Origin of the sequence: Legionella pneumophila subsp. pascullei (genome assembly GCF_900637585.1) — a bacterium.
GTDB classification, from domain to species: domain Bacteria; phylum Pseudomonadota; class Gammaproteobacteria; order Legionellales; family Legionellaceae; genus Legionella; species Legionella pascullei.
Map to the genome: position 1 here is coordinate 3,183,967 of NZ_LR134380.1, position 24,801 is coordinate 3,208,767.

Below are 24,801 nucleotides of genomic sequence, written 5' to 3' on the forward strand. Positions count from 1 at the left end.
TCTATAAGTCACGCTTAATTTCGACTGTTTCAAAAACCTCGATTAAATCTCCAGGCTTCACATCATTATAATTTTTTACTCCGATACCGCATTCAAAACCTTGTCTTACTTCTAGTACGTCATCTTTAAATCGCCTTAATGACTCTAAGGTACCTTCATAAATCACTACATTTGAACGTAATACACGTATTGGATTATTACGCTTTACAACACCTTCAATAACCATACATCCAGCAATAGCACCGATTTTTGGTGATTTGAATACATCTCGAACTTCAGCAATACCAATGATTTCTTCTTTAAATTGTGGTGCAAGCATGCCCGTTAAAGCACCTTTTATCTGATCCACTATATCATAAATAACACTATAATAATGAATCGATACGGATTCTTGTTCTGCAAGGCGTTTAGCTGTGCCATCAGCTCTCACATTAAATCCAATTAAAATGGCATTAGAAGCGATAGCCAAATGAACATCGGATTCCGTTATTCCACCAACACCACTAGATATCACCTCGACCTTGACTTCATCTGTTGATAATTTGGTCAATGCATCAGAAATTGCCTCCAGAGATCCTTGAACGTCCGCTTTCAAGACAATGTTCAAGACCTTGGATTCAGTAGCCGTCATATTTTCCATAATACCCTCTATTGAGGTTTTTTGACGTCTGGCCAATTTCACATCACGGAACCTACCCTGTCTAAACAAAGCAACTTCTCTGGCCTTTTTCTCATCTGGTACAACTACCGCTTCATCTCCTGCATGAGGAATAGCGGATAATCCGAGAACTTCCACTGGAATGGATGGGCCAGCGCTATCAACCAAATCTCCGTTGTCGCTAACCAAAGCACGTACGCGCCCATACTGAAAGCCAGCTAATAAAATATCACCTTTATGTAGCGTTCCGCTTTGGACTAAAACAGTTGCGACAGGGCCTCGTCCTTTATCCAGACGGGATTCAATAACAACTCCTTTTGCAGCACCATCAGTTACTGCCTTTAACTCTAATACTTCTGATTGCAATAAAATAGCATCCAGCAAATCATCTATACCCATGCCCGATTTAGCTGAAATATTAACAAACATGGTATCTCCACCCCATGCCTCGGGAATAACCTCTTGAACCGATAATTCATTCATAACTCGTTCAGGATCAGCGTCTGGTTTATCCATTTTATTAATTGCAACAATAATTGGAACCTTGGCTGCTTTGGCATGCTGTATCGCTTCAATAGTCTGAGGTTTAACACCATCATCAGCTGCCACGATCAAAATGACTATATCAGTCGCCTGTGCACCGCGAGCTCTCATCGCTGTAAATGCAGCATGTCCTGGCGTATCTAAAAAGGTGATGTTGCCTTTTGGTGTGCTGACATGGTAAGCACCTATGTGTTGAGTAATTCCGCCTGCTTCACCAGCTGCAACCTTGGTTCGACGAATATAGTCTAGTAAGGAAGTTTTACCATGGTCAACGTGTCCCATAATTGTGACAACCGGGGCTCTCCCCTCTGTTTTTGTGCCTTTGGAAATGGCCTCACCTAAACCGGCTTCAACAGCGTCTTCTTTAATAATAACCGGTTTATGCCCCATTTCTTCTACAACGATTACAGACGTTTCTTGATCAATGACCTGATTAATTGTTGCCATCGCCCCCAAAGACATCATGACCTTAATCACTTCAGCTGCTTTTACTGACATTCGTTTTGCCAGTTCAGCTACTGTAATTGTCTCAGGAATCAAGACTTCTCTGATTATTGGAGCAGTAGGTAATGCGAAGCCATGTGTTAATGATTCTTCGGCCTCTCTGTATTTATCAGACTTTTCGGTTCCCTTTTTCTTTTTAAATTTACTTCGACCGCCACGGCGATGAAGTTCTTGTTCCTCATCATCGGATTCAAAAGTATGATATTTTGGTTTTTTCTTGCCTTTTTTAAATTCAGAAATATCAGAATCAGCTTGCTCAAGATGTTTCTTTTTACTTGCTTTCTCTGGTTTAACTTCTTCTTTCTTGGAAACAGGAACGACAACCTCGGAAACATCCACTAGATTCTCTAAAATATTCGAATTTGCATCGGTTAATGCTTCCTGATTTTCTGCTGTGTCTTCCTCTAAACTACTACTTTCCTCTTCACTAATTGTTTCTTCAATCTCTGCTACAGGTTCAATAACTTGCTGTTCATCTGTCTCTTTTAATTCGGGATTTTCTACAGACACTTCATTAACAACAGGGATTTCTTCATGGACAGGCTCTTCAACAACAGGTGGAGCTACAGGCTCCTCTATCTCTGGTTGTTCGGGAATTGCACTTCTTTTTATAAAAGTTTTTTTCTTCCTAACCTCAATATTAACTGTTTTTCCACTATGCACATCATGCCCAACAGTGACTTGAGACATGCTTTTACGTCTTAAAGTTATTCTTTCAGGCGCAGCATTAATATCACGACTGGAGCTACCTTTTAAATGATTAAGCAAGATCCTCTTTTGTTCTTCATTCACAGTCTGTTGATCATCAGTAAAAGATAATCCTGCTTCCTGTAACTGGTTCAATAAGCGCTCAACCGGGATACCAACGACTTGAGCTAATTGTTTAACCGTCACATCCGCCATATTTAATCCCCTCTCAGCAACTTTTTATAAAGCTGAATATATTTAAAATGCATCTAGCATTGTATTGGTCAATTTTCGATAACCATGGTTTATTGAAACCATGGTTCTCTTGCTTTCATAATTAAAGCACCCGCTTTTTCTTCAGTAATCCCTTCAATTTCCATTAATTCATCTACAGATTGTTCTGCAAGATCTTCCATTGTCGTAATTCCTTTACTTGCTAATTTATTTGCCAAATCCTCTGTCATACCTTCCATACTGAGAAGTGAATCGTCTGGAGTACCAGATAAGCCTTTACCGGATGACAACGCCATCTCCAACAACTTATCATTTGCTCTGTTTCTTAACTCTTCAACTATCTCTTCATCAAACTCTTCAATAGCGAGCAATTCTTCCTTAGGAACATACGCTACTTCTTCGAGAGAAGAAAATCCGTGAGCTACCAATAATGAAGCTATTTCCTCATCAATTTCTAACGCACCAGTAAACAGATTGACTATTTTACTTGATTCCTCTTGATTCTTGCTTTCAAACTCTTCTGTTGTCATGACATTCAATGTCCAACCGGTCAGTTGGCTAGCTAAACGAACATTTTGTCCGTTTCGACCAATTGCTTGTGATAACTGTTCTTTCGCTACTGCTAAATCCATAGTATGCGTGTCTTCATCCACAACGATAGATGTGATATCAGCTGGAGCCATAGCATTTATGACTAATTGAGCAGGATTATCATCCCATAAAATGATATCAACTCGCTCACCACCTAACTCACTTGAAACTGCTTGAACCCTTGCTCCACGCATACCAACACAAGCACCGATAGGGTCAATACGTCCATCATTGGTTTTAACAGCAATTTTTGCTCTATTTCCAGGATCACGCGCTGCAGCTTTGATATCAATTATGTTTTCACCAATTTCTGGAACTTCAATACGGAATAATTCAATCAGCATTTCATTTCGAGTTCTGCTTACGAACAATTGCGGCCCTCTTGCTTGGGGCGTGATTTCATATAGATAGGCTCGAACTCTGTCATTAGGACGAAACATTTCATGGGGTAACATTTCAGACCGAGGCAAGAAAGCTTCTGCTTTACCACCTAAATCAATGATCACATTATCACGAGTTACTTTTTTTACAGTTCCATAGATTAGCTGTCCAAGTTTGCTACGGAATTGGTCTATGATCAATTCACGTTCTGCTTCTCGCACTTTTTGCATAATAACTTGCCGCGCCGTTTGCGCTTCTATTCTTCCAAATTCTATGGAAGGAATAATTTCTTCAATGCGATCGCCAACAGCAAGTGAGGGATTTCGCTCTTTTGCTTGCTCCAAGGTCAATTGACGATCTGGAAACTCTAATTCTTCTTCATTGACCACGTCCCAGTACCTGAAGGTTTCATAGTCGCCTGTTTTAGAATCTATTTTGATGCGCACACCTATATCCAAACCAAGAATCTTTCGAGTTGCAGATTCCAGTGCAGCCTGAATGGCAAGTATAATAACGTCTTTACTAACGCCTCTTTCGTTTGATAATGCCTCAGCAACTAATAACAATTCTTTGCTCATTGTTCGCCTCTCTAGACTGTCAAATTTGCTTTCACAATATTTGATAAAAGTATTTCTTGATGTTCATTATTAATATTCAATACTATTGTATCTTCTGATGCTGAAACAATAATACCTGATAATTTTCGTTTCCCATTTACTGGCTTAAAAGTTTTTATATGAATTTCATAACCAATGTAACGCTGATATTGCCAGATACTAAACAGTGGCCGGGGTATCCCAGGAGATGATATTTCTAAACTATAGTGCCCTGGAATAGGGTCTTCAACATCAAGCAAAGCACTGACTTGTTTACTCACTTCCTGACAGTCATCGATTCCTATTCCATCTGGTTTATCTATATAAATTCTTAATAATGAGTGTTTCCCTTGGGAAAGATATTCACAACCCCAAAGTTCATAACCCATATTTTTAATTATAGGCTCTAAAAGCACTATCAAGTCATCATTTATCATAGTATGTATAAACAAAAAAAGGGCGCACTCGCCCAAGCCTGGTAACTGACTTAGATTTAGACAGTATCCGAGTCAACATAATAAAAAACCCCAAAAATGGGGTTTTATAAAATTGGTAGCGGGGGCAGGATTTGAACCTACGACCTTCGGGTTATGAGCCCGACGAGCTACCAGGCTGCTCCACCCCGCGTCAACTGAGGGCAAGTATACTGATACTTGGGGCCCTAAGCAAGTACTTTTGCTAAAGTTTGTAAATTAATTTGCAAATGCATTAATACATGCAGCGATTAGTGCGCCTGGGAAAATACCTAAATAAAGCAAAGAGAGGCAATTAAGCGAGTAAACTATGGTATTGCCTGTACCAATCCTTACAATATCTTCATTTTCTGGTTGATCAAAATACATAATTTTAACAATTCGCAAATAATAATAAGCTCCTATCACTGTAAATAGCAAACCTACTACCGCTAACCAAGTCATATGTGCGTCCACTAATGCCTTCAAAACCAACAATTTTGTAAAGAAGCCAACAGTCGGGGGCACACCAGCCATTGAAAACATGACTAATAGCATCATAAACGCTAGCCATGGATTTCTTTTATTTAAACCCTTTAAGTCATCAATGCTATCAATTTCCATTCCATGATTTGACATCAATACAATTAAGCCAAAACCTGCTGCAGACATAACAGCATAAATCAAAATATAATATAGAGCGGCTGCATAACCAGCAGAGCTAGCAGCTAAAACCCCAAACAAAGCATACCCTATATGAGAAATTGCAGAATAAGCTAACAAGCGCTTGATCCTGGTTTGAATAACTGCTAATAAATTACCTATACCGGTGGAAAGCAGTGACATTACTAAAATAATTTGCTGCCATTGAACGGTAATATCGACTAATCCAATAGTCAAAAACCGTAGTGCCATCCCTAGTGCTGCAATCTTAGGTGCTGTACTAATAAATAGTGTTACAGAGCTTGGCGCTCCTTGATAGACGTCTGGAGCCCACATATGAAAAGGAACTGCGGCCAGTTTAAATCCGACTCCTGCAAGTATAAATACCATAGCAAAAGTAAAAAGAGTGTTTTGTTGCTGCCAATTTACAGCAACCGCATTGGCAATATCTAACAAGTCAAGTTTGCCTGTAGCACCGTATACCAAAGATATACCATACAACAGCATCCCAGAGGCAATAGCTCCCATTACAAAATACTTCATTGCCGCTTCAGAGGCATCACTATCAGTCCGGCGGATGGCTGTCATTGCATACAAAGGCAACGACATTAATTCCAAGCCCAGATAAAGCGTCAACAAAGAGTGTGCTGAGACTAGGGTCATCATGCCTAGTATTGAAAATAATCCCAGAACATAATAATCACCAGATGGCATTTGGCGTTCATCTAGATAGTTTTGGGAATAGATAAAACTTAATAATACTGTGATATCAATAAACAGTTTCATTAAATGACTTATATCATCACTTATAAATAACTTGTTGAATATAAATATCTTGTAGCTTCCTATAAAAAGGAAGCTTACCAGCGCTGATACTAAAATTCCTATACAAGAAATATAAAATGCAATTGATTTGAATTTATGACGAAAGAACAAGTCAGCAAGCAATGCCAAGCACGCAGTAATTAAAATAATCATTTCTGGTATTGCTACATGGATATTTTCTAGTAATGTCATCATATTTAACCTTGCTAAGGAACTCGATTACAATTTAACGCTATCGTAGTTCTTTGTTAGAGTTTAGATTTATCAGCTAATGCCAAAGTATGACTTACAGTTTGATGCACAAACTCTAACATGGGTTTTGGATACACTCCTAGAGCAATGACCATTATTGCAAGTAATACATAAGCACTTAATTCAAAGCCTGATATATCTTTTAGAGCTGCTACTTTTTCATTGGCTATAGGTCCAAAGATCACTCTTTTATACATCCATAGCGTATATGCCGCCCCAATAATCAATGTGGTTGCTGCCCAAAAAGCAACCCAAAAACCCGCCTTTATGCTACCTAATATCACCATAAACTCACCAACAAATCCGGATGTTCCTGGCAAGCCGGCATTAGCCATAGCAAAAAGCATAAAAAAAGAAGCGAATATGGGCATGGTATTTACTATTCCACCAAAGTCTGCAAGCAACCTTGTATGCATACGATCATATATAAATCCAACACCAGCAAACATTGCACTTGAGACAAAGGCGTGCGATATCATGACGACAATTGCACCCTCAAGGATTAATCCAGCATTGCTTAAACCCGCATGACGTGCAATTGCAAATATAGCAAAACAACCCAAGGTTACAAACCCCATGTGTGAAATTGAAGAATAGGCAATTAGTTTTTTCATATCCTTCTGAACAATAGCGATTAATCCTATATAAACCACTGCAATCAAGGACAATGCAACCATCAAAGGGGCATATTTACTACAAGCATCCGGTACTATCGGCAGAGAAAAACGGATAAACCCATAAGCACCGAGTTTTAGCAAAATTGCCGCTAAAACGACAGAACCACCAGCAGGTGCTTCAGTATGGGCATCTGGCAACCAGGTATGAACTGGAAACATTGGTATTTTTATTGCGAAGCCCAAGAAAAAAGCAATAAAAATTAATGTTTGTGCGGTCATGCCTAATTTAATGGCATAAAAGGTTTCGATCTTAAATGAACCCGCAATGTAGCCCATATATAAGAAGCTGGCCAGCATAAGAACCGAGCCTAAAAAGGTATATAAGAAAAATTTTATTGCCGCATAAACTCGATTATCAGAACCCCAGATACCTATAATAAGATACATTGGTATCAAGGTTGCTTCCCAGAAAATATAAAATACAATAGCATCCATGGCAGAAAATACACCGACCAGAAGCCCTTGCATAATTAAAAACGCTGATAGGTATTGGGAAACTCTTTTACTAATGCTATCCCACGTAGCCAAAATCACTATTAAATTAGTAAAAATTGTTAAAACGATTAAAAGTAAAGATAGGCCATCAATACCAAGGGTATAATTAATACCCAATGCCGGCATCCAGGGAATTTCTTCAATAAACTGCATGCCAAAAGATTGCAGATCAAATCCTTTAACTAAAGGTATGCAGAGCACTAAACAAAGAAGTATGGTGAATAATGTTAAATAACGCGATACATTCGGATTTTTATCATCTCCGGTCAGCAAAACAAAAACGCCACCTAGTATCGGTAACCAAATTAATAAATTGAGCAAATAATGCATACCTTCACCTTATCTTCAGTCCAGGATTAACCAGCATAGAAAAGCCAGTAATCCAAACACCATTACTGTCGCATAATGATAGATGTATCCGCTTTGTATCTTTCGCCCTTTTCCAGAGAACCAGCGAACCAAACGTCCACTACCATTGACTACTGCACCATCAATTAATTTCTGATCACCAATCTTGTAAAAAGCAACGCCTAATCCCCTGGCTCCTTTTACAAAAAACAGCTCGTTAAAGCGATCAAACCCGTACTTATTCAGTAAAATAGAGTAAATGATTGAAAAATATCTAGCTAAATGGCCTGGGATAGCTGGAACGGCGATATAACAAACCCAAGCAATAACTGCCCCCAGTACAGTAATCCAAAATGGCAATGAATAAATCGAGTGAACAGCGCTTGCAAATGGTGAGCTCACTTCATGAGCAAGTTCTGCTAAAACATTATGTTCAGGCAAAACAAAAATTGATGAGCTTAACAGGGCTGGTGTATCGAATAAAATAGGCATATAAAGTACATAACCTAAAGCGATGGATGGGATCGCCAGCAATACTAATGGCAGCCATACTACCCACGGAGATTCATGAAGATGACTTAAAGTATGTTCATCCATGCGTGGCTTGCCATGAAATGTCATAAACAAGGACCTGAAAGTATATAGTGCTGTAACCATAGCGCCTGCAGTCACACAAAAATAAGCATAACTGCTACCGGGTATCTGGGAAAGTTGTGCTGCTTCAATAATGGTATCCTTCGAATAAAAACCAGCAAAAGGCGGGAAAGCACATAATGCCAGACTACCTATGACATAGGTGACATAGGTAATCGGCATTTTATTCCATAATCCACCCATTTTCCGCATATCTTGTTCGTGATGCATACCAATAATAACTGAGCCCGCACCAAGAAACAGTAACGCTTTAAAGCAAGCATGGGTTAATAAATGAAACATACCGGCACTATAGGCTGAAGCACCCATTGCAACCATCATATAACCTAGCTGTGATAATGTGGAATAAGCCACCACACGCTTAATATCGTTCATAACTAAAGCCAGTATTCCGGTAAACAATGCACCTGTTGCACCAATTACTAATACTGTGCTAAGTGCTGCAGTAGACAATTCAATTAAAGGAGAAATACGAGCGACCATGAAGACACCTGCCGTCACCATTGTTGCCGCATGGATAAGTGCTGAAATAGGTGTTGGACCTTCCATTGATTCAGGTAACCAAACGTGCAGAGGCACTTGTGCCGATTTGCCCATGGCACCAACAAAAAGCAGCAGACAAATGACGGTAATCAATGACCAGGAGTAACCACTAAATAATTCTATATTTTGACTTGCCAGATAATTTGCACTGCTAAATACTTTTTCATAATCAATACTTCCAGTATAAGCAAAAATTAACCCTATCCCTAATACAAATCCAAAGTCTCCTACACGGTTTACAAGAAATGCTTTCAGACTTCCCTCTATTGCAGATTCCTTTTGATACCAAAATCCGATTAATAAATAAGAAACGAGTCCAACCCCTTCCCAGCCAAAAAATAATTGTAGAAAGTTGTTTGCACTCACTAACATGAGCATCATAAATGTAAATAAAGAAATATAACTGAAAAATCGTTGATATCCATCATCATCAGCCATGTATCCAATACTATAAACGTGGACTAGTAAAGAAACAAAATTTACTATGACCAACATGACCACACTTAAGGGGTCTATTAAAAAACCAATATTAAATTCGTAGGGAATTAATGCCCCACCACTGGCCCAGTGATAAACAAGGCTATTTGTATTTGGAATTGAACCAGAAAACAAACCCCATGCAAGAAAAATTGAACATATTAAGGAAATGGCTACGCCTAAAATAGTTACTGTATGAGCTCCGACTCGACCAATCTGATTTCTAAAAAATCCTGCTATAGCAGAACCAATAAGGGGAGTCAAAACGATTACTAAGCAGACTTGTTGAATACTCACGATTTTAACCTTTTAAATGATTCATTTTATCAACATCAATATTGCCTCTGTTTCTATAAAGCAACATTACTATGGCCAAACCTATTGCTGCTTCTGCGGCAGCTACAGTTAAAATGAAAAAGACAAATACCTGTCCACCGACTTCATTGTAGTAATGAGAAAATGCAATAAAATTTGTATTCACAGCCAATAACATCAACTCAACACAAACAAGTAATAAAATGATATTTTTACGATTGAGCATGATGCCAACAAGACTCAAACCGAATAAAATCACCCCTAATATTAAATAATCATAAACAGGTATCATAAGGAATTCCCCAATAACTATTTCTCTGGTTTCATACTGATTAATTTCACTCGTTCTGCTCTTCGAGTCATAATTTGCTGGGTGATATCTTGCCGTTTCGACCTGATAGCACCTCTATGCACCAAGGTAATAGCAGACACTATGGCTACCAGTAAAATGACCGCAGCTATTTCAAAAGCAAGAAAATAATCGGTATAAAGAACCATTCCTAATTTTTCAGTGTTCGATGTAGTGTTTTCAGGTGGAACCAGCTCATCTTGAGTAGATAAATCCATTAATTGTGAGTTAACACTCATAGGCTTCTCTTGAATTTGCACACTGTTCCTAAATAAATCTTTAGGAATAGCTACCATTAATAACCCTGTCAATAAGGCGACTATAATTAATCCAAATGGTAAATATTTGACTAAATGGCCTTTCATGGTTTCGATGTCAATGTTTAACATCATGACGACAAACAGAAACAAAGTCATGACAGCGCCAACATATACCAGGATAAGGATTAATGCTAAAAACTCTGCCTCAGCTAAAATCCATAAAACCGCACTGGTAAAAAAAGTGAGTACTAAAAACAAAACACAACGAACTGGATTGTTTTGGCTGATTACCATTAATGCCGATAATACGGTCAATAATGCAAAGATGTAAAAAATTGCTTGGATTGCCCATTCATGCATAAATCACCCCATCAACGGTATTTTTCATCAGCAGCTCTGTCGGCTGCGAGTTGTGTTTCCATCAAATCGCCCACTGCTAAAAGTTTCTCTTTTGTCATAATATTTTGACCACGCTCGCTGATATGGTAATGATGAATTGGAGTAACAACGATCGAATCAACTGGGCAAGACTCTTCACATAACCCACAATTAATGCATTTAAACATATCAATATCATACCGAGTAGTACGGCGTGAGCCATCTTCTCTTTGCTCTGATTCAATTGTAATTGCCAGTGCTGGACAAACTGCTTCACATAACTTACAGGCAATGCAGCGTTCCTCACCATTGGGGTAACGGCGTAACGCCAAAAGACCCCTGAATCTTGGAGAGAGAGGTGTTTGTTCTTCAGGAAACTGAATTGTTATTTTTTTCCTGAAAAAATACTTTACCGTTAGCCATAAACCGGCTAGCAACTCTAACAGTAAGTAGGTACGAACATAGTGAATTACATAATGATATACTTTTTTCATCGGCTTCTCTTCTAACCGTCAAAACCATGGCTTGACATGAGCAACCACCATGAAGGCGGTTACTATTAACCAAACTATAGTAACAGGGATAAGTACCTTCCAGCCTAAACGCATAAGCTGGTCATAACGATATCGGGGGAAAGTAGCCCTTACCCACAAATACACAAAAAGAAAGAAACTAATTTTTAGAAGTAACCAAACAAATCCGGGTACTACAAAAAAGATTTGATCCAGAAACGTAATGCCTTCGAAAGGTGACAACCATCCACCCATAAACAGAATTGCCAAAACGGTTGAAATCAAGATCATACTGGCGTATTCAGAGAGGAAAAATAAAGCGAACCCTATGCCAGAATATTCAACGTGGAAACCAGCAACTATTTCTGATTCACCTTCTGCTAAGTCAAAAGGAGCTCTGTTTGTTTCCGCAATACCGGCAATCCAGAAAACCAGGAATAAGGGAAGCAAGGGAATAAACCACCAATGCAGCATTCCACCTTTTTGAGAATTAACAATATCAGTCAAGTTCATGCTCCCTGCTGCCAAGAGCACTCCAACCAGAGCAAATCCCATGGCGATTTCATAAGAGACTGTCTGAGCAGTGCTACGCAACGCACCAAACATAGCGTATTTGGAATTCGATGCCCATCCTGCAATAAGAACGCCATATACCCCCAACGAACTCATAGCAAACAAATATAGGACACCTGCGTTAATATTCGCCAAGACAACGCCTTCTTGAAAAGGGATTACCGCCCAACCGACCAATGATGGTACCAAAGCAAAAAGCGGTGCAATAACAAAAAGGTATTTATTTGATCGAGTAGGAACTATGATTTCTTTGGTTATCAATTTCAGTAGATCAGCAAACGGCTGTAGTAAGCCCTTTAAACCGACCCTGTTTGGACCGATACGGACTTGAATATAACCAATCACTTTACGCTCCGCATAGGTTAGGTAGGCCACGGAAATCAGTAAAGGGACAACTATCACAAGAATTTTAATGATAATCCAAATTAGTATGCCAATGTTATGAAGCATTTTTTTACCTTTTAGCGCTTTATTGTTATTGCAGCAAACGAGTGACCCAGGTCAACTGTTTCTGGCATTGCATTTGCCACCCATACAACATCAACCGCAATGCGCTCATCACGTTTTAGCGGCAATGTTATCTCAATATCTCCTTGAGATACAGTAGCAATTTCTTCTAATTTCAATCTATCTGCTGTTGATGGATGAATTCTTATACAGGCAGATTCGGATGCGGCACATAATTGTAACTCTTTTGCATTTCTAGTAATAGCATCTATTCGATAAAGAGGCCATTCTCCAACCCTTACCAATGATTGATTAATGACAGGCAATGATTCAGGATAATAGGGTTTGTATTCATGCTCTAAGGTCATCAACATTGCTTCTTTGACTTCAGCCAAGACCTCTTCAGTGGAAGTATAATCAAATTTCTTGCAGTGTAATAAATTACCCAAAACGCGAAGCACTTTCCAAGCTGGTCGAGATTCGCCAAATGGGAGCATAGCCCCTTTCACTGTTTGCCAGGTATTATCGATGTTTACGTATGTTCCTGATGTTTCGGTATAAGGAGCGACCGGTAAAATGACATCGGCATAATCATGCATGGATTCGTGATCATAGGCTGATAACAGGACAACAAATTCTGCAGCTAACATTGATTGTCTTGCTCCGGCCGGATTTGCAAAATCATACCCTGGTTCAACACCCATGAGAAAATAGCCTTTTAGTTTGGAATTTAAGGCATCTTGTACATTCAACCCAGGTTCTGAAACTGATTTTCCAGCCACTGTTCTATGTGGCAACATGCCTGCAATGCACGCACCCGCACTGTTTGCTCCTGTCGTTAGCCTTACTAATTTGGCGCTACTCAGCTTTTGAATAATTTCTGCTAAAGTACGTAATAAAGAAGCTTCAGGATGATTTTCAACTATTGCCCCTGTTATCAAGCAGGCCTTCTCTTCTTTCAATGATTTTGCAATTTGTTTGGTTTGTTTATCTACCTCCAAACCTATTAACAATTTTTGAACTTCTTCTGGAAGTGAGGCTAAATCGGGGGCAAGTGCCAACGCTAATTTAGCGAGTTGCATAGGCATTTCCAGAGGAGAAATAATGACACGTTCAGCCAAATCAAAATGATAATCAAAATCGACTGGATTGATGGCATAAATTTTTGCACCATTACGAAAAGCTTTTCGTATCCGGGTTCCTGCCAAAGGTACTTCCCTATGAACATTGCATCCTATTAAAACAATTGCATGCTGATGATCTATTTCTGCGTAAGGTAAGGTACTTATAGGTGTAGTAGGCAAAAATGCCTGATCTCTAAAATCAATTTGTTGTAGCCTGTGATCCAGGTTTTGAACACCTAGTTCTCTCATTAATTTTTGTAGTAAATACATTTCTTCCAAGGTAGAAGAACTGGACGCGAAAGCAGCCATTTGCTCTGGTCCATGTTGTTTGATAACTCGGCTTATTCCTTCCGCAGTAAATTTGAGCGCTGTTTCCCAATCGACCTCTTCCCATTGCCCATTTCTTTTAATTTGTGGCTTACTTGCCCTTGATGCCGCATTTAACCCTAAATAGCTAAATCTATCTCTGTCTGAAAGCCAGGTTTCGTTAATTGATTCATTTTCTCTGGGAACTACACGCATCAATTTATTATTTCTTGTATGAATATGGACATTTGAACCCAGACAATCATGAGGCGCAACGCTGTCATGTTGCGTCAATTCCCATGCTCGGGCTTTAAACCGATAAGGCTTGGAAGTCAAAGCACCAACGGGGCACAAGTCTATGATATTCCCTGAAACTTCCGATGTCATACTGTGTTCTACATAAGTGCCAATTTGCGTTTTTTCGCCACGGCCAGTAGCTCCCAGCTCTCTTACTCCGGCAATTTCATCACCGAAGCGAACACATCGAGTGCAATGGATACAACGGGTCATTTCAGTAGAAATTAAAGTGCCTAAATTATCATCATCCACTGCGCGTTTGGTTTCTGTATATTCTGATTTATCAGCGCCAAAACCCATTGAAATATCTTGAAGCTCACATTCTCCACCCTGGTCGCAAATAGGACAATCCAGAGGGTGATTTATCAGAAGGAACTCCATCACTACCTTTTGAGAATGTATAGCCTGCTCTGATTTTGTAAATACTTTCATTCCATTGGTTATAGGAGTAGCGCAAGCAGGAACTGGTTTCCTCCCATTTTCCACTTCGACCAAACACATACGGCAATTGGCTGCCACAGATAATTTTTTATGGTAGCAAAAACGTGGAATATAGATGCCGGCCTCATCTGCCACCTCTATAATCATTTTACCGTTTTCTGCTTCAAATGTTTTACCGTCGATTTCAATAGTAGCCATGGTCTAACCTTCTTAATTATGCTGCGACGATCGAGCGTTTATGCTTTATGAAATATTCAAATTCATCATAGAAATGTTTAACAAAACTCTGTACTGGCCACGCTGCCGCCTCGCCTAGAGCACAAATGGTTCTTCCTTCTATGTTATTCGCCACATTCACTAGCTTCTCCACATCTCCCGGCTCGCCATGACCGTTTATAATTCTGTGTAATAGCCTGACCAACCAACCTGTGCCTTCGCGACAAGGCGTGCATTGTCCACAGGATTCATCCATGTAGAACTCAGAAATACGATACAAGGCATCTACCATACAAGTCGTTTCATCCATAACAATGACAGCACCTGAACCCAAGCCTGATCCGGCTTTTTGTATGCTGTCATAATCCATATCCAACCCCAGCATAACGTCACCTGGAAGCACTGGCATAGAGGAGCCACCGGGAATTACGGCTTTGATTTTTCGCCCTTTAATGACACCACCAGCGAGATCAAGAAGCGTTTTAAATGGTGTACCCAAGGGGATTTCATAGTTACCGGGTTTGTTAACATGGCCACTGACACTAAAGCACTTCGCACCGCCATTATTTGGTTTACCCAATTTTAAAAACCATTCGCCACCTTTTTCCATAATGACCGGAACAGATGCAAATGTTTCCGTATTATTTATGGTTGTAGGTTTACCATATAATCCATAATTCGCTGGAAATGGTGGTTTAAAACGAGGCATTCCCTTTTTTCCTTCAATCGAGTTGAGCAATGCGGTTTCTTCACCGCAAATATAAGCGCCCGCACCCAAATGATTATATAAATCAAAATCAAAGCCGGAGCCTAATATATTTTTGCCTAGCAATCCAGCATCATATGCTTCTTTTAATGCAGCCTCAGTACGCTCAAAAGGCAGCCAGAACTCTCCTCTTATATAGTTGTAACCAACAGTGGCACCCATAACATATCCAGCTATGGCCATTCCTTCGATTAATTGGTGCGGATTTAAAGTAAGAATCTCTCTATCCTTGCAAGTACCCGGTTCACCTTCATCAGAGTTACATACTACGTATTTTTGTACAGGAGAGTTTCTATTCATAAAACTCCATTTCAAACCGGTTGGGAATCCAGCACCTCCTCGTCCGCGCAAAGCGGAGGTTTTCAACTCTTCAATTATTAATTGAGGTGATGTTTGCTCTTTTAAAATTTTTCGCCACGCGCTATAGCCGCCAATACTTTCATAAGTTGATAGCGACCAGGGCTCTGGTAAATGAAATGTTCGGTAACAAACTTGATTTAGTTCAACCATGGCAAACACCTTTATTTTCTATTGGTACTGTTCCAATACTTTATCTATAGATTCAGCAGTCAAATTTTCGTGATAATCTTTATCAACTTGCATCATTGGCGCATTCACACAGGCACCTAAGCATTCAACTGATCTTAAAGTAAATCGACCATCTTCTGTTGTCCCACCTAGCTTAACACCCAATTTCTTTTCTAAATGTTCAACTACGCCGGCAGAATCTCTCAGCATGCAAGAGATATTGGTACAAACATTAATTAAATGTCTTCCCACTGGCTTGTGTTCATACATTGTATAAAAGCTTGCTACTTCATAAACTGCAATAGGTGGCATATCAAGATATTCAGCTACTGCATTCATTAATTCCGTTGTTAAATGTCCATGTTCTTCTTGCACTATTCGAAGAGCACTCATGACTGCGGATTGCTTTTGATCTTTAGGATATTTTGATATCCAATGATCAATATCACTCATACGCTTTGCCGGCATCAATTGATTTAATATTTTTGCTGAATTAGCAGACATTTCGAAACCTTTATATCGTTTATTATCTCTTAACACACTTTAAGCAAAGATGTCGTTAAATTAACGGTCTATCTCTCCAAACACTATATCTTGACTTGCTAATATAGCAACTCCATCAGCTAACATGTGACCTCTAACCATATCATCAAAGCTCGATAAATGGGCAAAGCCTGGAGCTCTTATTTTCAGACGATAAGGCTTGTTAGCTCCATCTGACACCATATAGATACCAAACTCGCCTTTAGGTGCTTCAACAGCGGAATAAACCTCACCGCGTGGCAAACAAAAGCCTTCGGTAAATAATTTAAAGTGATGAATCAGTGCTTCCATGTCATGTTTCATTACCACCCGACGTGGGGGCGTTACTTTGTAATCATCTACTTTTACTGGACCAGGATGTTTTCGTAACCACTCAATACATTGCCTTATGATTCGATTGGATTGTCTCAATTCCTCGACTCTTACCAGGTATCGATCATAGCAATCCCCTGTCTTGCCAACAGGAATATCAAATTCAACCTTATCGTAAGCAGCATAGCTCTGTTTCTTACGTAAATCCCAGGCAATACCGGAACCTCTTAACATTGGTCCGGTAAATCCCCATTGAAGTGCGTTTTCTGGTGAAACTACACCAATATCTACAGTACGTTGTTTCCATATACGATTATCGGTTAACAATGTTTCATACTCATCCACACAGTGGGGAAATCGCTCAGTAAAGTCCCAAAGAAAATCCAAAAGACTACCCTGACGGTTGTGGTTCTTTTTTTCAATTTCTCTTTCGTTGTGCCATCTTGACGGTTTGTATTGAGGCATGGTATCCGGCAAATCCCTTGCTACTCCCCCTGGTCTGTAGTAGGTAGCATGCATACGTGCTCCTGAAACTGCCTCGTAGCAATCAAATAAATCTTCCCGCTCTCTAAAGCAATAAAGAAACACAGTCATTGCACCAATATCCAATGCAGTAGCGCCTAGCCACAATAGATGGTTCAAAATTCGAGTCACCTCATCAAACATAGTTCGTATGTACTTAGCTCGCAAAGGTGGTTCTATACCCAATAACTTTTCAATCGCCATAACATAAGCATGTTCGTTACACATCATTGAGACATAATCTAATCTGTCCATGTAACCAATGCTTTGAATGTAAGGCTTGGTCTCAGCCAGTTTTTCTGTTGCACGGTGAAGCAACCCAATATGTGGATCGGCACGAACAATGGTTTCACCCTCTAGCTCAAGAACCAATCTCAGAACACCATGTGCAGCAGGATGTTGTGGGCCAAAATTCAAGGTATAATTTTTAAGTTCAATCATTTTTGCTACCTTCATTACCTATGTAGCGGTTATCATTACGAATAACCTTTGGAACTACAATTCTCGGCACAATGTCTACAGGGGCATAGATTACCTTTTGCAGTTTAGCATCATATCTCATTTCCACCTCTCCACTGAGTGGAAAATCTTTACGGAAGGGGTGACCGATAAAACCATAATCAGTCAGTAACCGTCTTAAATCAGGATGACCATCAAATAAAATCCCATATAAATCATAAGCTTCCCGTTCAAACCAGTTAGCAGACTTCCATAGATGGTGTACGGATGGAACAATTAAATGAGATTCTTCTATAAATAATTTGACTCGCAGACGATGATTCTTTTTAGTTGATAATAAATGATAGACTACAGCAAATCGTGGTTTGTTTACAGCATAGGCCTTGGCTTCCTGGCGCTCAACACCTCGTGAAAACCCATGCTCTGTTGCAGACTCTGTTTCCCAGTCATAATCACCATAGTGCAAATAATCCACACCACATAGATCGATTAACTGATCGAAAGAGAATTCCTCTCTGTCTCTCAACTCAACCATGACAGGCAATAAATTTTGTACCTCACACTCGATAGTTACTTCACCACATGCGGAGGTCAACTCGGTGATATGATTTGCTAAATCAGCTTGTAGCTTTTCAATCAAATATTCATTTTTTGTCATCTAATCTGCACCCTTGATGAGCTTATGCCTCTAAAACAGGCTTCCGCCTGATTTTATTTTGTAATTGAATAATACCGTATAGTAATGCTTCTGCTGTTGGTGGGCAGCCAGGAACATATACATCCACTGGCACAATGCGGTCGCAGCCACGAACGACCGAATAGGAGTAATGATAATATCCCCCACCATTGGCGCAAGATCCCATGGAAATAACCCAGCGTGGTTCTGGCATCTGATCATAAACTTTCCTGAGAGCAGGGGCCATTTTGTTACACAAAGTACCTGCTACAATCATGACGTCTGACTGACGAGGACTGGGGCGGAAAATAATACCAAACCTATCCAAATCATAGCGTGCTGCTCCCACGTGCATCATTTCCACGGCACAACAAGCTAAACCAAATGTCATTGGCCACATGGAGCCACTGCGTGCCCATCCAACCAACTTTTCGACCGTAGTCAACTCAAAACCTTTTTTTTCTAGTTCTGCAACCGCCATAGTTCGCCTCTAAGCAGTTAAATAATTAATAATCCAGTTTTTACATGACCATTATTACAATGGCTTAAAATGTAATCTCAGTTATTGTTTTGGCAAAAGACTACCAGGATTTACAAACAAACCTAAAATCATAACTGGGTTCCTCAAAAAGCAAAAAGCTTTGTAATGATTTGCACAAAGCGTCCTTTGCTTCCCATAGTAATGGCTAAAACTAAAGATTACATCAAATATTTTAAAAGAATGAAAGAAACTTATTCCCACTCCAAGGCGCCTCTTTTCCATTCATAGATAAAACCTATAACCAGCAATCCAAGAAATAACATCATAGCATAAAAACCAAACCATCCTATTTTGCGTAATGCCAAGGCCCAGGGGAAAAAGAATGCTGTTTCCAGATCAAAAATAATAAATAAAATAGCTACTAGATAAAACCGTACATCAAAGGGAATATGGGAGCTTTCAAAGGCACCAAAACCACACTCATAGGGAGAGTTTTTAGCACTGTCTGGATTATGCTTGGAAAGCAAAGAACCAGCCCCTATCATTACTGCGCCTAAAATCAAGGCAACAATTATAAAAACGAGAACGGGTAGGTATTGAGATAGCATCAGTTCACCTTGCTCGATTTAAAATGGTGCCGAAGGCCGGACTCGAACCGGCACGGCTTGCGCCACCGCCCCCTCAAGACGGCGTGTCTACCAATTCCACCACTTCGGCTTATTTTTATTTTTGTTATCCTCGTTCATCACAAAAGACAACAGCCCTAAAGACACTACATCTTTTTAGTTACTTCTTATTATTTTTTTCAACTGGTACTGGGACTGAACTGACTGGAGCACCAGTTTGTTGCGGAATAGCCAACTGGTCTGCTTTTTGGTGCTGTGTAGAAACCATATAAGACAGCATCAAACTGGTAATAAAAAATGTCATTGCCAAACCACCAGTTAATTTAAACAAGAAGCCACCAGTACCTTGACTTCCGAATAAAGTGTTTGATGCGCCAGAACCAAAAGCAGCACCGATATCAGCGCCCTTACCATGTTGAATAAGAACCAAGCCAATTAAAATTACAGCAATTAAAACATGAATCATTAATATCAATTGATACATTTCACAATTTCCACAAATTGTTTTGCGTTCAAAGATGCTCCACCCACTAACCCTCCATCAATGTCTGGCATGGAAAATAATGCTTTTGCATTATTTTCATTAACACTGCCACCGTATATGAGCGTCAAGTGTTTCGCATCACTATCATTTATTTCTCTAACCAGATCTCTAATAAACTGGTGTACTTTTTGTGCCTGTTCAGGTGTTGCAGTTTTTCCTGTGCCTATTGCCCACACAGGCTCATAGGCTACTACGCAATTACGAAAGCAATCATCCCCTTTTGCACTCACCGCAAGCAACTGCTGAGCAATAACCTGCTCTGTTTTCCCATTTTCTCTTTCAGAGAGAGTTTCACCAACACAAAGAACAGGTATCATACCATGTTCTTTTACATGGTGGAATTTTTGCGCCACAAAATTTTCATCTTCGTGAAAATATTGTCTGCGCTCCGAGTGTCCGACCAGAACATATCGGCAATCAAAATCTTTAAGCATGGGAGCTGACAGCTCACCGGTGTATGCTCCATAATCCTTCGGATAGATATTTTGCGCACCTACCACAATTTTTCCTTTGCTTAAGCAATCTCTCACCTTGGGTATATAGATGCTGGGAGGCATGACCACAACCTGTGCCATGCAATCAAAGCTAAGTAATTCCTCAATTTGTGAAACCAGTTCAGTCACTTGGTGAATCTGGCCATTCATTTTCCAATTACCAGCAACTATCTTTTGTCTCACACTCCCTCCAACAATTTTCAGTATAGGCGGACAAAATCCCTTCCACTATATACAGACTATCAGTAAACAGCCAATAATGAGCAGCTGTGCAATATACCGAAACTTTACTCAGATGTGTAGCTTTATCTATGTTTTTTTTCAGAATTATTTATTCATTTTTTTTGCAAAATTTACATTTTTCCACTTGCTTAGTCGTTTGATTTCGATAGAATCCTACTATGATTTAACCAGGAGGGTTTTATAATGAACGAAATCATACTGCATTTAATGAATGAAATCTCTAGCTTGACTCAACCAATTAATCCCTTAAATTTAAAGCAAATATTTAGTTCAACCCTACTGCCAGAAGGAAAAGCCCCTGTAGAATTTGAATCCCAATATGGTCTTTTATTGTTAATTAAAAAATATGTTGATGAATATTCCAGTTTGGCTGAAGAACAAGAAGAATATAGAAAGAAAAAGCAAAACCTTGATGAAGTTATGAAAAAAGGAGAAGAACTGCAAAGGAAAATTTCTGATTTGGCTAAAAAAATTGAACTCGCAAAAAGTGAATTAAATCCTTTATACAAAGAAATTGAACCTAAAGCAAATGAAGTTCTGTCCAAACAAAATCCATTAGCGCCTCCTTATAAATTCCCTGAATACGGAGAGGTTCAGAAATCAATCGTAGTCGGGCATTACAGTTATCTCTTCAAAACCAGCAAGGAAATGGACACTGCTCGTGCCAAATTAAATCTGGTTTTGCTCAAAAACCAATGGAATGTCTTAATGACAGATTTGTCTCAGTTAGGCATCCAGCCCCATGTAGAAGAAGATGCTGTTGATAGTTTACAAAAATTTATAGCTACAGTAGAACTGGAAACCAAAAAATTAACTCGCGCTTCCGAAAAATGGGATGACTTGCAAAAGCGATTCGCCAAACAATTATCTACAACTGATATTAATAAAAAAGAGTCTGAGTTAGAAAAACAAATTGAACTATTGCTTAAAGAACTGAGTCGCATTGAAACTGCAGTTACTAACCACTCCCTGATACCCGATTTAAAAGCAGAGTTAATCAGGAGATTTCAAGCAAGTGAAGACCCTCAAGGATTGATACAAGAATACCAAAATCAGATTGATGGAATATTATCTAATTTTAACCCGTCTTCCTGGCTTTCATGGTATTCAGACTCTAATTATTCTGTAAACCAACAAAAACTTAAGGATTCCGTTAGCTTGCTGCAATTATTAGCTCAACAAAAAGAGTTAAAAATCAAACATCATGAGCTTGTGAAACAGCAAGAGTTATTGATTAAAGCAATACCAGAAACTCCTTCAAATGAAGAGGATATATCTATTTACAAGAAATTAGTTCCCGATGCCATTGATCTGATAAATGAAATACCAATAGAAAGTATACCCACTTTTGTTTTACCGAGTGGCCTTTCTTATGACTCTTCACCTGCTGATTTTTATTTGGTTCTCCTCATTCTCATGCCAAAAGTTTCGGAAAAGAAGGAACAATATTTACAAGCATTGGAAAAACTTCAAGAAATGCCTGCTCTTGGCAAACAAATATGCCAATTAAGAAGTGAATACGAATTACCTGCAACAATGGATGACCAACTTCCAAGTTTGCAAGAAGCTGAAGAAAATAAGGATTCCCTGAATGCAAGTGATCCTCATAAAGAAGAGTTAAAAAGCCAAATTAAACTATGCCAATCTTATCTTGAAACAGCCAAGCAAATTGATCTGCTTCTGAAAGAACATGGACAAACAACCAATGAAGCAAAAGCACTTATTGAGCGATTGCGTTTGCTTTCAAATCAGCCACTAAAGAACGAAGATATAAACTCTATTAAAGAGGATTTATCTACTCTCGCAAATCAAATCCAATCACTTGTGTCTGAATTAAATCAATTACCTTTACCTAATCTGATTGGTGAGAGAATTGATCCTCCATTAGAAAAACAGGAAATAGAAGCCAACGCCGGAATCCCTCTTGCTGTGGAATTGATACACCCTACCCAAGTAGTTCAGAAAAGCACTACTTCTCCCACCGAAAAACGGCAGTCAGACAATGGACAAGAAATACCAGTTGTTCTGGAGTCAACACGCCCCTCTCCTGTGGTTCAGAAAGACTCTGAATCTACCGTAGAAAAACGACAACCAGACCATGGACAAGAAATACACGTTGTTCTGGAGTCAACACGACCCTCACCTATGGTTCAGAAAGACTCTGAATCTACCATAGAAAAACGACAACCAGACCATGGACAAGAAATACACGTTGTTCTGGAGTCAACACGACCCTCACCTATGGTTCAGAAAGACTCTGAATCTTCAGATAAAAAACATCATATAGAGGTAGAACAAGAAATACCAGTCGTCCTGGAATCAACACAACCAACCCAAAGGGTTGTGAAGAGCATTGCGCCTATTGTGGAAAAACAACACGTAACTAAGATACAGGAAAGACCAATCGTCCTTGAATCTACACGCCCCTCTCCTATGATTCAGAAAGACAACGAATCTTCAGGGCAAAAGCAGCATATAAAGATAGAACAAGAAATACCAGTCATCCTGGAGTCAACGCACCCCACCCAAGTGGTTCAACAAGACTCTGAGTCTAGCCTAGAACAACAAGCACTCAATGGACAAGAAACACCGGTTGTCGTGAAATCAACACAATCTACTGATGTGGTTATACAGCAGGAAATAAAGAAAGGGCAAGAATTGCAGGTTGATCTGAAGTCAAGGCCATCTGAACCATTGAGGCCATCAACCCCTGAGGTTCCGGTTGCATCCAGAAAGCCAAATGGCCTGTCATTATTCTATGGTCACGACGAATCATCAGAAGATAATATTTTATCCTTTTTTGATGAGGCAGGTAATCAAATCAGTATTTCATCTGAAGAAGATTCTGAGACGCTTGCCATCGACAGCGGAAAGGTAAATTCCTCAGTATTAGTAATTGCTACAAAATCCAAAGAAAAGTCGGTTTCTTCAACCTATGAATCAGATAAGTTATCAAATCCTCAACACCAGGAATCTACTCCCAACATCAACCCATTGCCACAATCTTCCAGCCCGCTTAAACAAAAAATGGATTTATTTCATGTACAAAACATAAGACATATAAAACAATATCCAGAAGAAATACAGCTATGGTATAAAAGTTTATATGAAGCAGTTCAAATCTCTGATGCAGATGAGACTTTTAGTCTTAAGGCACTCCATCTTTTAAAAGACATCTTGTTTGAATTAAAAAATCAAAACGATTTATCCGTGTTACTAGCATACAAGCGCATGTGTGCAAATCCATTGCAAGATATACAAAATATTCTCAGCTTAAAACCTGCTCTCCCTATTCTTGATGAACCTATCGATGAGGAGCAACAGTTAAAGAATTGGCCCAAAGAATTACAAAAATTTCATCAGCAGTATATAAAATTGAAAGCGGAGCATCCCTTGGAAGCGAAATTATTTATTCAGGCAACCCATTCACTTATTTCAATTAAACATTTGATGGAACAACAAGATTCAAAAACTTCAAACCAAGAAGCCATTCCGCTCATTACCCAAGATCCCCGATATGAGCCTTTAAAACGACATAGAGGATTTATGCGGGCATGGGAATATATAGAGGATTTTTTCCGAATGCTAATCGGCAAGTTAATAGGACAAGAAGAATATGAATATTCAAAAAGGCCTTGTTTTTTCAAAACAAGATCTCACCGATTACTTGAAGAAGCTGACACAATGATCCATTCCATGACTCCAACAAGTGGTTAATACGTTCATAGTGTGAAGCGCAGGGGCTATTGGAAAAGCTCCTGCATTAACCTGACCCACCGCACATGAAACCCTGAAGAGGATCTTTGTAA

20 protein-coding genes and 2 tRNA genes are annotated in these 24,801 nt (G+C 39.3%); 1 reads left to right on the top strand and 21 read right to left on the bottom strand.

The window, feature by feature from the left end; translation table 11 throughout:
- Nucleotide 1 precedes the first annotated feature (1 nt).
- The 21 genes from infB to tpiA all read right to left on the bottom strand — a co-directional run bounded on the left by infB (nucleotide 2) and on the right by tpiA (nucleotide 20,932).
- Nucleotides 2-2,608, bottom strand: coding sequence for a translation initiation factor IF-2 (gene infB, locus EL201_RS14365; RefSeq protein WP_027222903.1), 2,607 nt, complete (start codon nucleotides 2,606-2,608; stop codon nucleotides 2-4).
- An 89-nt stretch (nucleotides 2,609-2,697) separates the two neighbouring features.
- A complete protein-coding gene (gene nusA / locus EL201_RS14370; protein WP_027222904.1) occupies nucleotides 2,698-4,176 on the bottom strand; it encodes a transcription termination factor NusA in 1,479 nt (492 codons plus the stop codon).
- 11 nt (nucleotides 4,177-4,187) lie between these two features.
- The gene (rimP, locus tag EL201_RS14375) at nucleotides 4,188-4,631 is read right to left on the bottom strand and encodes a ribosome maturation factor RimP (RefSeq protein WP_027222905.1); all 444 of its coding nucleotides are present in this window, start codon (nucleotides 4,629-4,631) and stop codon (nucleotides 4,188-4,190) included.
- A gap of 113 nt (nucleotides 4,632-4,744) precedes the next feature.
- Nucleotides 4,745-4,821: transfer RNA gene (locus EL201_RS14380), tRNA-Met, on the bottom strand.
- Between the two features lie 65 nt (nucleotides 4,822-4,886).
- Nucleotides 4,887-6,329, bottom strand: a complete 1,443-nt coding sequence (gene nuoN / locus EL201_RS14385; protein ID WP_027222906.1) for an NADH-quinone oxidoreductase subunit NuoN — start codon at nucleotides 6,327-6,329, stop codon at nucleotides 4,887-4,889.
- 53 nt (nucleotides 6,330-6,382) lie between these two features.
- Nucleotides 6,383-7,888, bottom strand: a complete 1,506-nt coding sequence (locus EL201_RS14390; RefSeq protein WP_027222907.1) for a complex I subunit 4 family protein — start codon at nucleotides 7,886-7,888, stop codon at nucleotides 6,383-6,385.
- 15 nt (nucleotides 7,889-7,903) lie between these two features.
- Nucleotides 7,904-9,877 (bottom strand): NADH-quinone oxidoreductase subunit L, encoded by a 1,974-nt coding sequence (gene nuoL / locus EL201_RS14395; RefSeq protein ID WP_027222908.1) that lies wholly within the window; start codon nucleotides 9,875-9,877, stop codon nucleotides 7,904-7,906.
- Between the two features lie 4 nt (nucleotides 9,878-9,881).
- Entirely contained in the window at nucleotides 9,882-10,187 is a 306-nt protein-coding gene (gene nuoK / locus EL201_RS14400) for an NADH-quinone oxidoreductase subunit NuoK (protein ID WP_027222909.1), read from the bottom strand.
- Nucleotides 10,188-10,204: 17 nt separating this feature from the next.
- Nucleotides 10,205-10,864, bottom strand: coding sequence for an NADH-quinone oxidoreductase subunit J (locus EL201_RS14405; RefSeq protein ID WP_027222910.1), 660 nt, complete (start codon nucleotides 10,862-10,864; stop codon nucleotides 10,205-10,207).
- 11 nt (nucleotides 10,865-10,875) lie between these two features.
- A complete protein-coding gene (nuoI, locus tag EL201_RS14410) occupies nucleotides 10,876-11,376 on the bottom strand; it encodes an NADH-quinone oxidoreductase subunit NuoI (protein WP_027222911.1) in 501 nt (166 codons plus the stop codon).
- An 18-nt stretch (nucleotides 11,377-11,394) separates the two neighbouring features.
- Nucleotides 11,395-12,417, bottom strand: coding sequence for an NADH-quinone oxidoreductase subunit NuoH (gene nuoH / locus EL201_RS14415; protein ID WP_027222912.1), 1,023 nt, complete (start codon nucleotides 12,415-12,417; stop codon nucleotides 11,395-11,397).
- A gap of 11 nt (nucleotides 12,418-12,428) precedes the next feature.
- A complete protein-coding gene (gene nuoG / locus EL201_RS14420) occupies nucleotides 12,429-14,780 on the bottom strand; it encodes an NADH-quinone oxidoreductase subunit NuoG (RefSeq protein ID WP_027222913.1) in 2,352 nt (783 codons plus the stop codon).
- Between the two features lie 16 nt (nucleotides 14,781-14,796).
- Nucleotides 14,797-16,074, bottom strand: coding sequence for an NADH-quinone oxidoreductase subunit NuoF (nuoF, locus tag EL201_RS14425; protein WP_027222914.1), 1,278 nt, complete (start codon nucleotides 16,072-16,074; stop codon nucleotides 14,797-14,799).
- Nucleotides 16,075-16,092: 18 nt separating this feature from the next.
- Entirely contained in the window at nucleotides 16,093-16,596 is a 504-nt protein-coding gene (nuoE, locus tag EL201_RS14430; protein ID WP_027222915.1) for an NADH-quinone oxidoreductase subunit NuoE, read from the bottom strand.
- 60 nt (nucleotides 16,597-16,656) lie between these two features.
- Nucleotides 16,657-17,910 (bottom strand): NADH-quinone oxidoreductase subunit D, encoded by a 1,254-nt coding sequence (locus EL201_RS14435; RefSeq protein WP_027222916.1) that lies wholly within the window; start codon nucleotides 17,908-17,910, stop codon nucleotides 16,657-16,659.
- Nucleotides 17,903-18,586, bottom strand: a complete 684-nt coding sequence (locus EL201_RS14440; protein ID WP_027222917.1) for an NADH-quinone oxidoreductase subunit C — start codon at nucleotides 18,584-18,586, stop codon at nucleotides 17,903-17,905. The genes EL201_RS14435 and EL201_RS14440 overlap by 8 nt, the downstream gene beginning before the upstream one ends.
- A 22-nt stretch (nucleotides 18,587-18,608) precedes the next feature.
- Nucleotides 18,609-19,085 (bottom strand): NuoB/complex I 20 kDa subunit family protein, encoded by a 477-nt coding sequence (locus EL201_RS14445; RefSeq protein WP_010948477.1) that lies wholly within the window; start codon nucleotides 19,083-19,085, stop codon nucleotides 18,609-18,611.
- 251 nt (nucleotides 19,086-19,336) lie between these two features.
- Nucleotides 19,337-19,693, bottom strand: a complete 357-nt coding sequence (locus tag EL201_RS14450; protein WP_027222918.1) for an NADH-quinone oxidoreductase subunit A — start codon at nucleotides 19,691-19,693, stop codon at nucleotides 19,337-19,339.
- A gap of 24 nt (nucleotides 19,694-19,717) precedes the next feature.
- A tRNA-Leu gene (locus EL201_RS14455) sits at nucleotides 19,718-19,802 on the bottom strand.
- Nucleotides 19,803-19,871: 69 nt separating this feature from the next.
- Nucleotides 19,872-20,195, bottom strand: a complete 324-nt coding sequence (gene secG / locus EL201_RS14460) for a preprotein translocase subunit SecG (protein WP_027222919.1) — start codon at nucleotides 20,193-20,195, stop codon at nucleotides 19,872-19,874.
- A complete protein-coding gene (gene tpiA, locus EL201_RS14465) occupies nucleotides 20,183-20,932 on the bottom strand; it encodes a triose-phosphate isomerase (protein WP_027222920.1) in 750 nt (249 codons plus the stop codon). Before tpiA ends, secG begins: the two co-directional genes overlap by 13 nt.
- Nucleotides 20,933-21,175: 243 nt before the next feature.
- Here tpiA and EL201_RS14470 point away from each other — a divergent pair, with 243 nt between their 5' ends.
- A complete protein-coding gene (locus EL201_RS14470; RefSeq protein ID WP_061773205.1) occupies nucleotides 21,176-24,709 on the top strand; it encodes a hypothetical protein in 3,534 nt (1,177 codons plus the stop codon).
- Nucleotides 24,710-24,801: the final 92 nt, after the last annotated feature.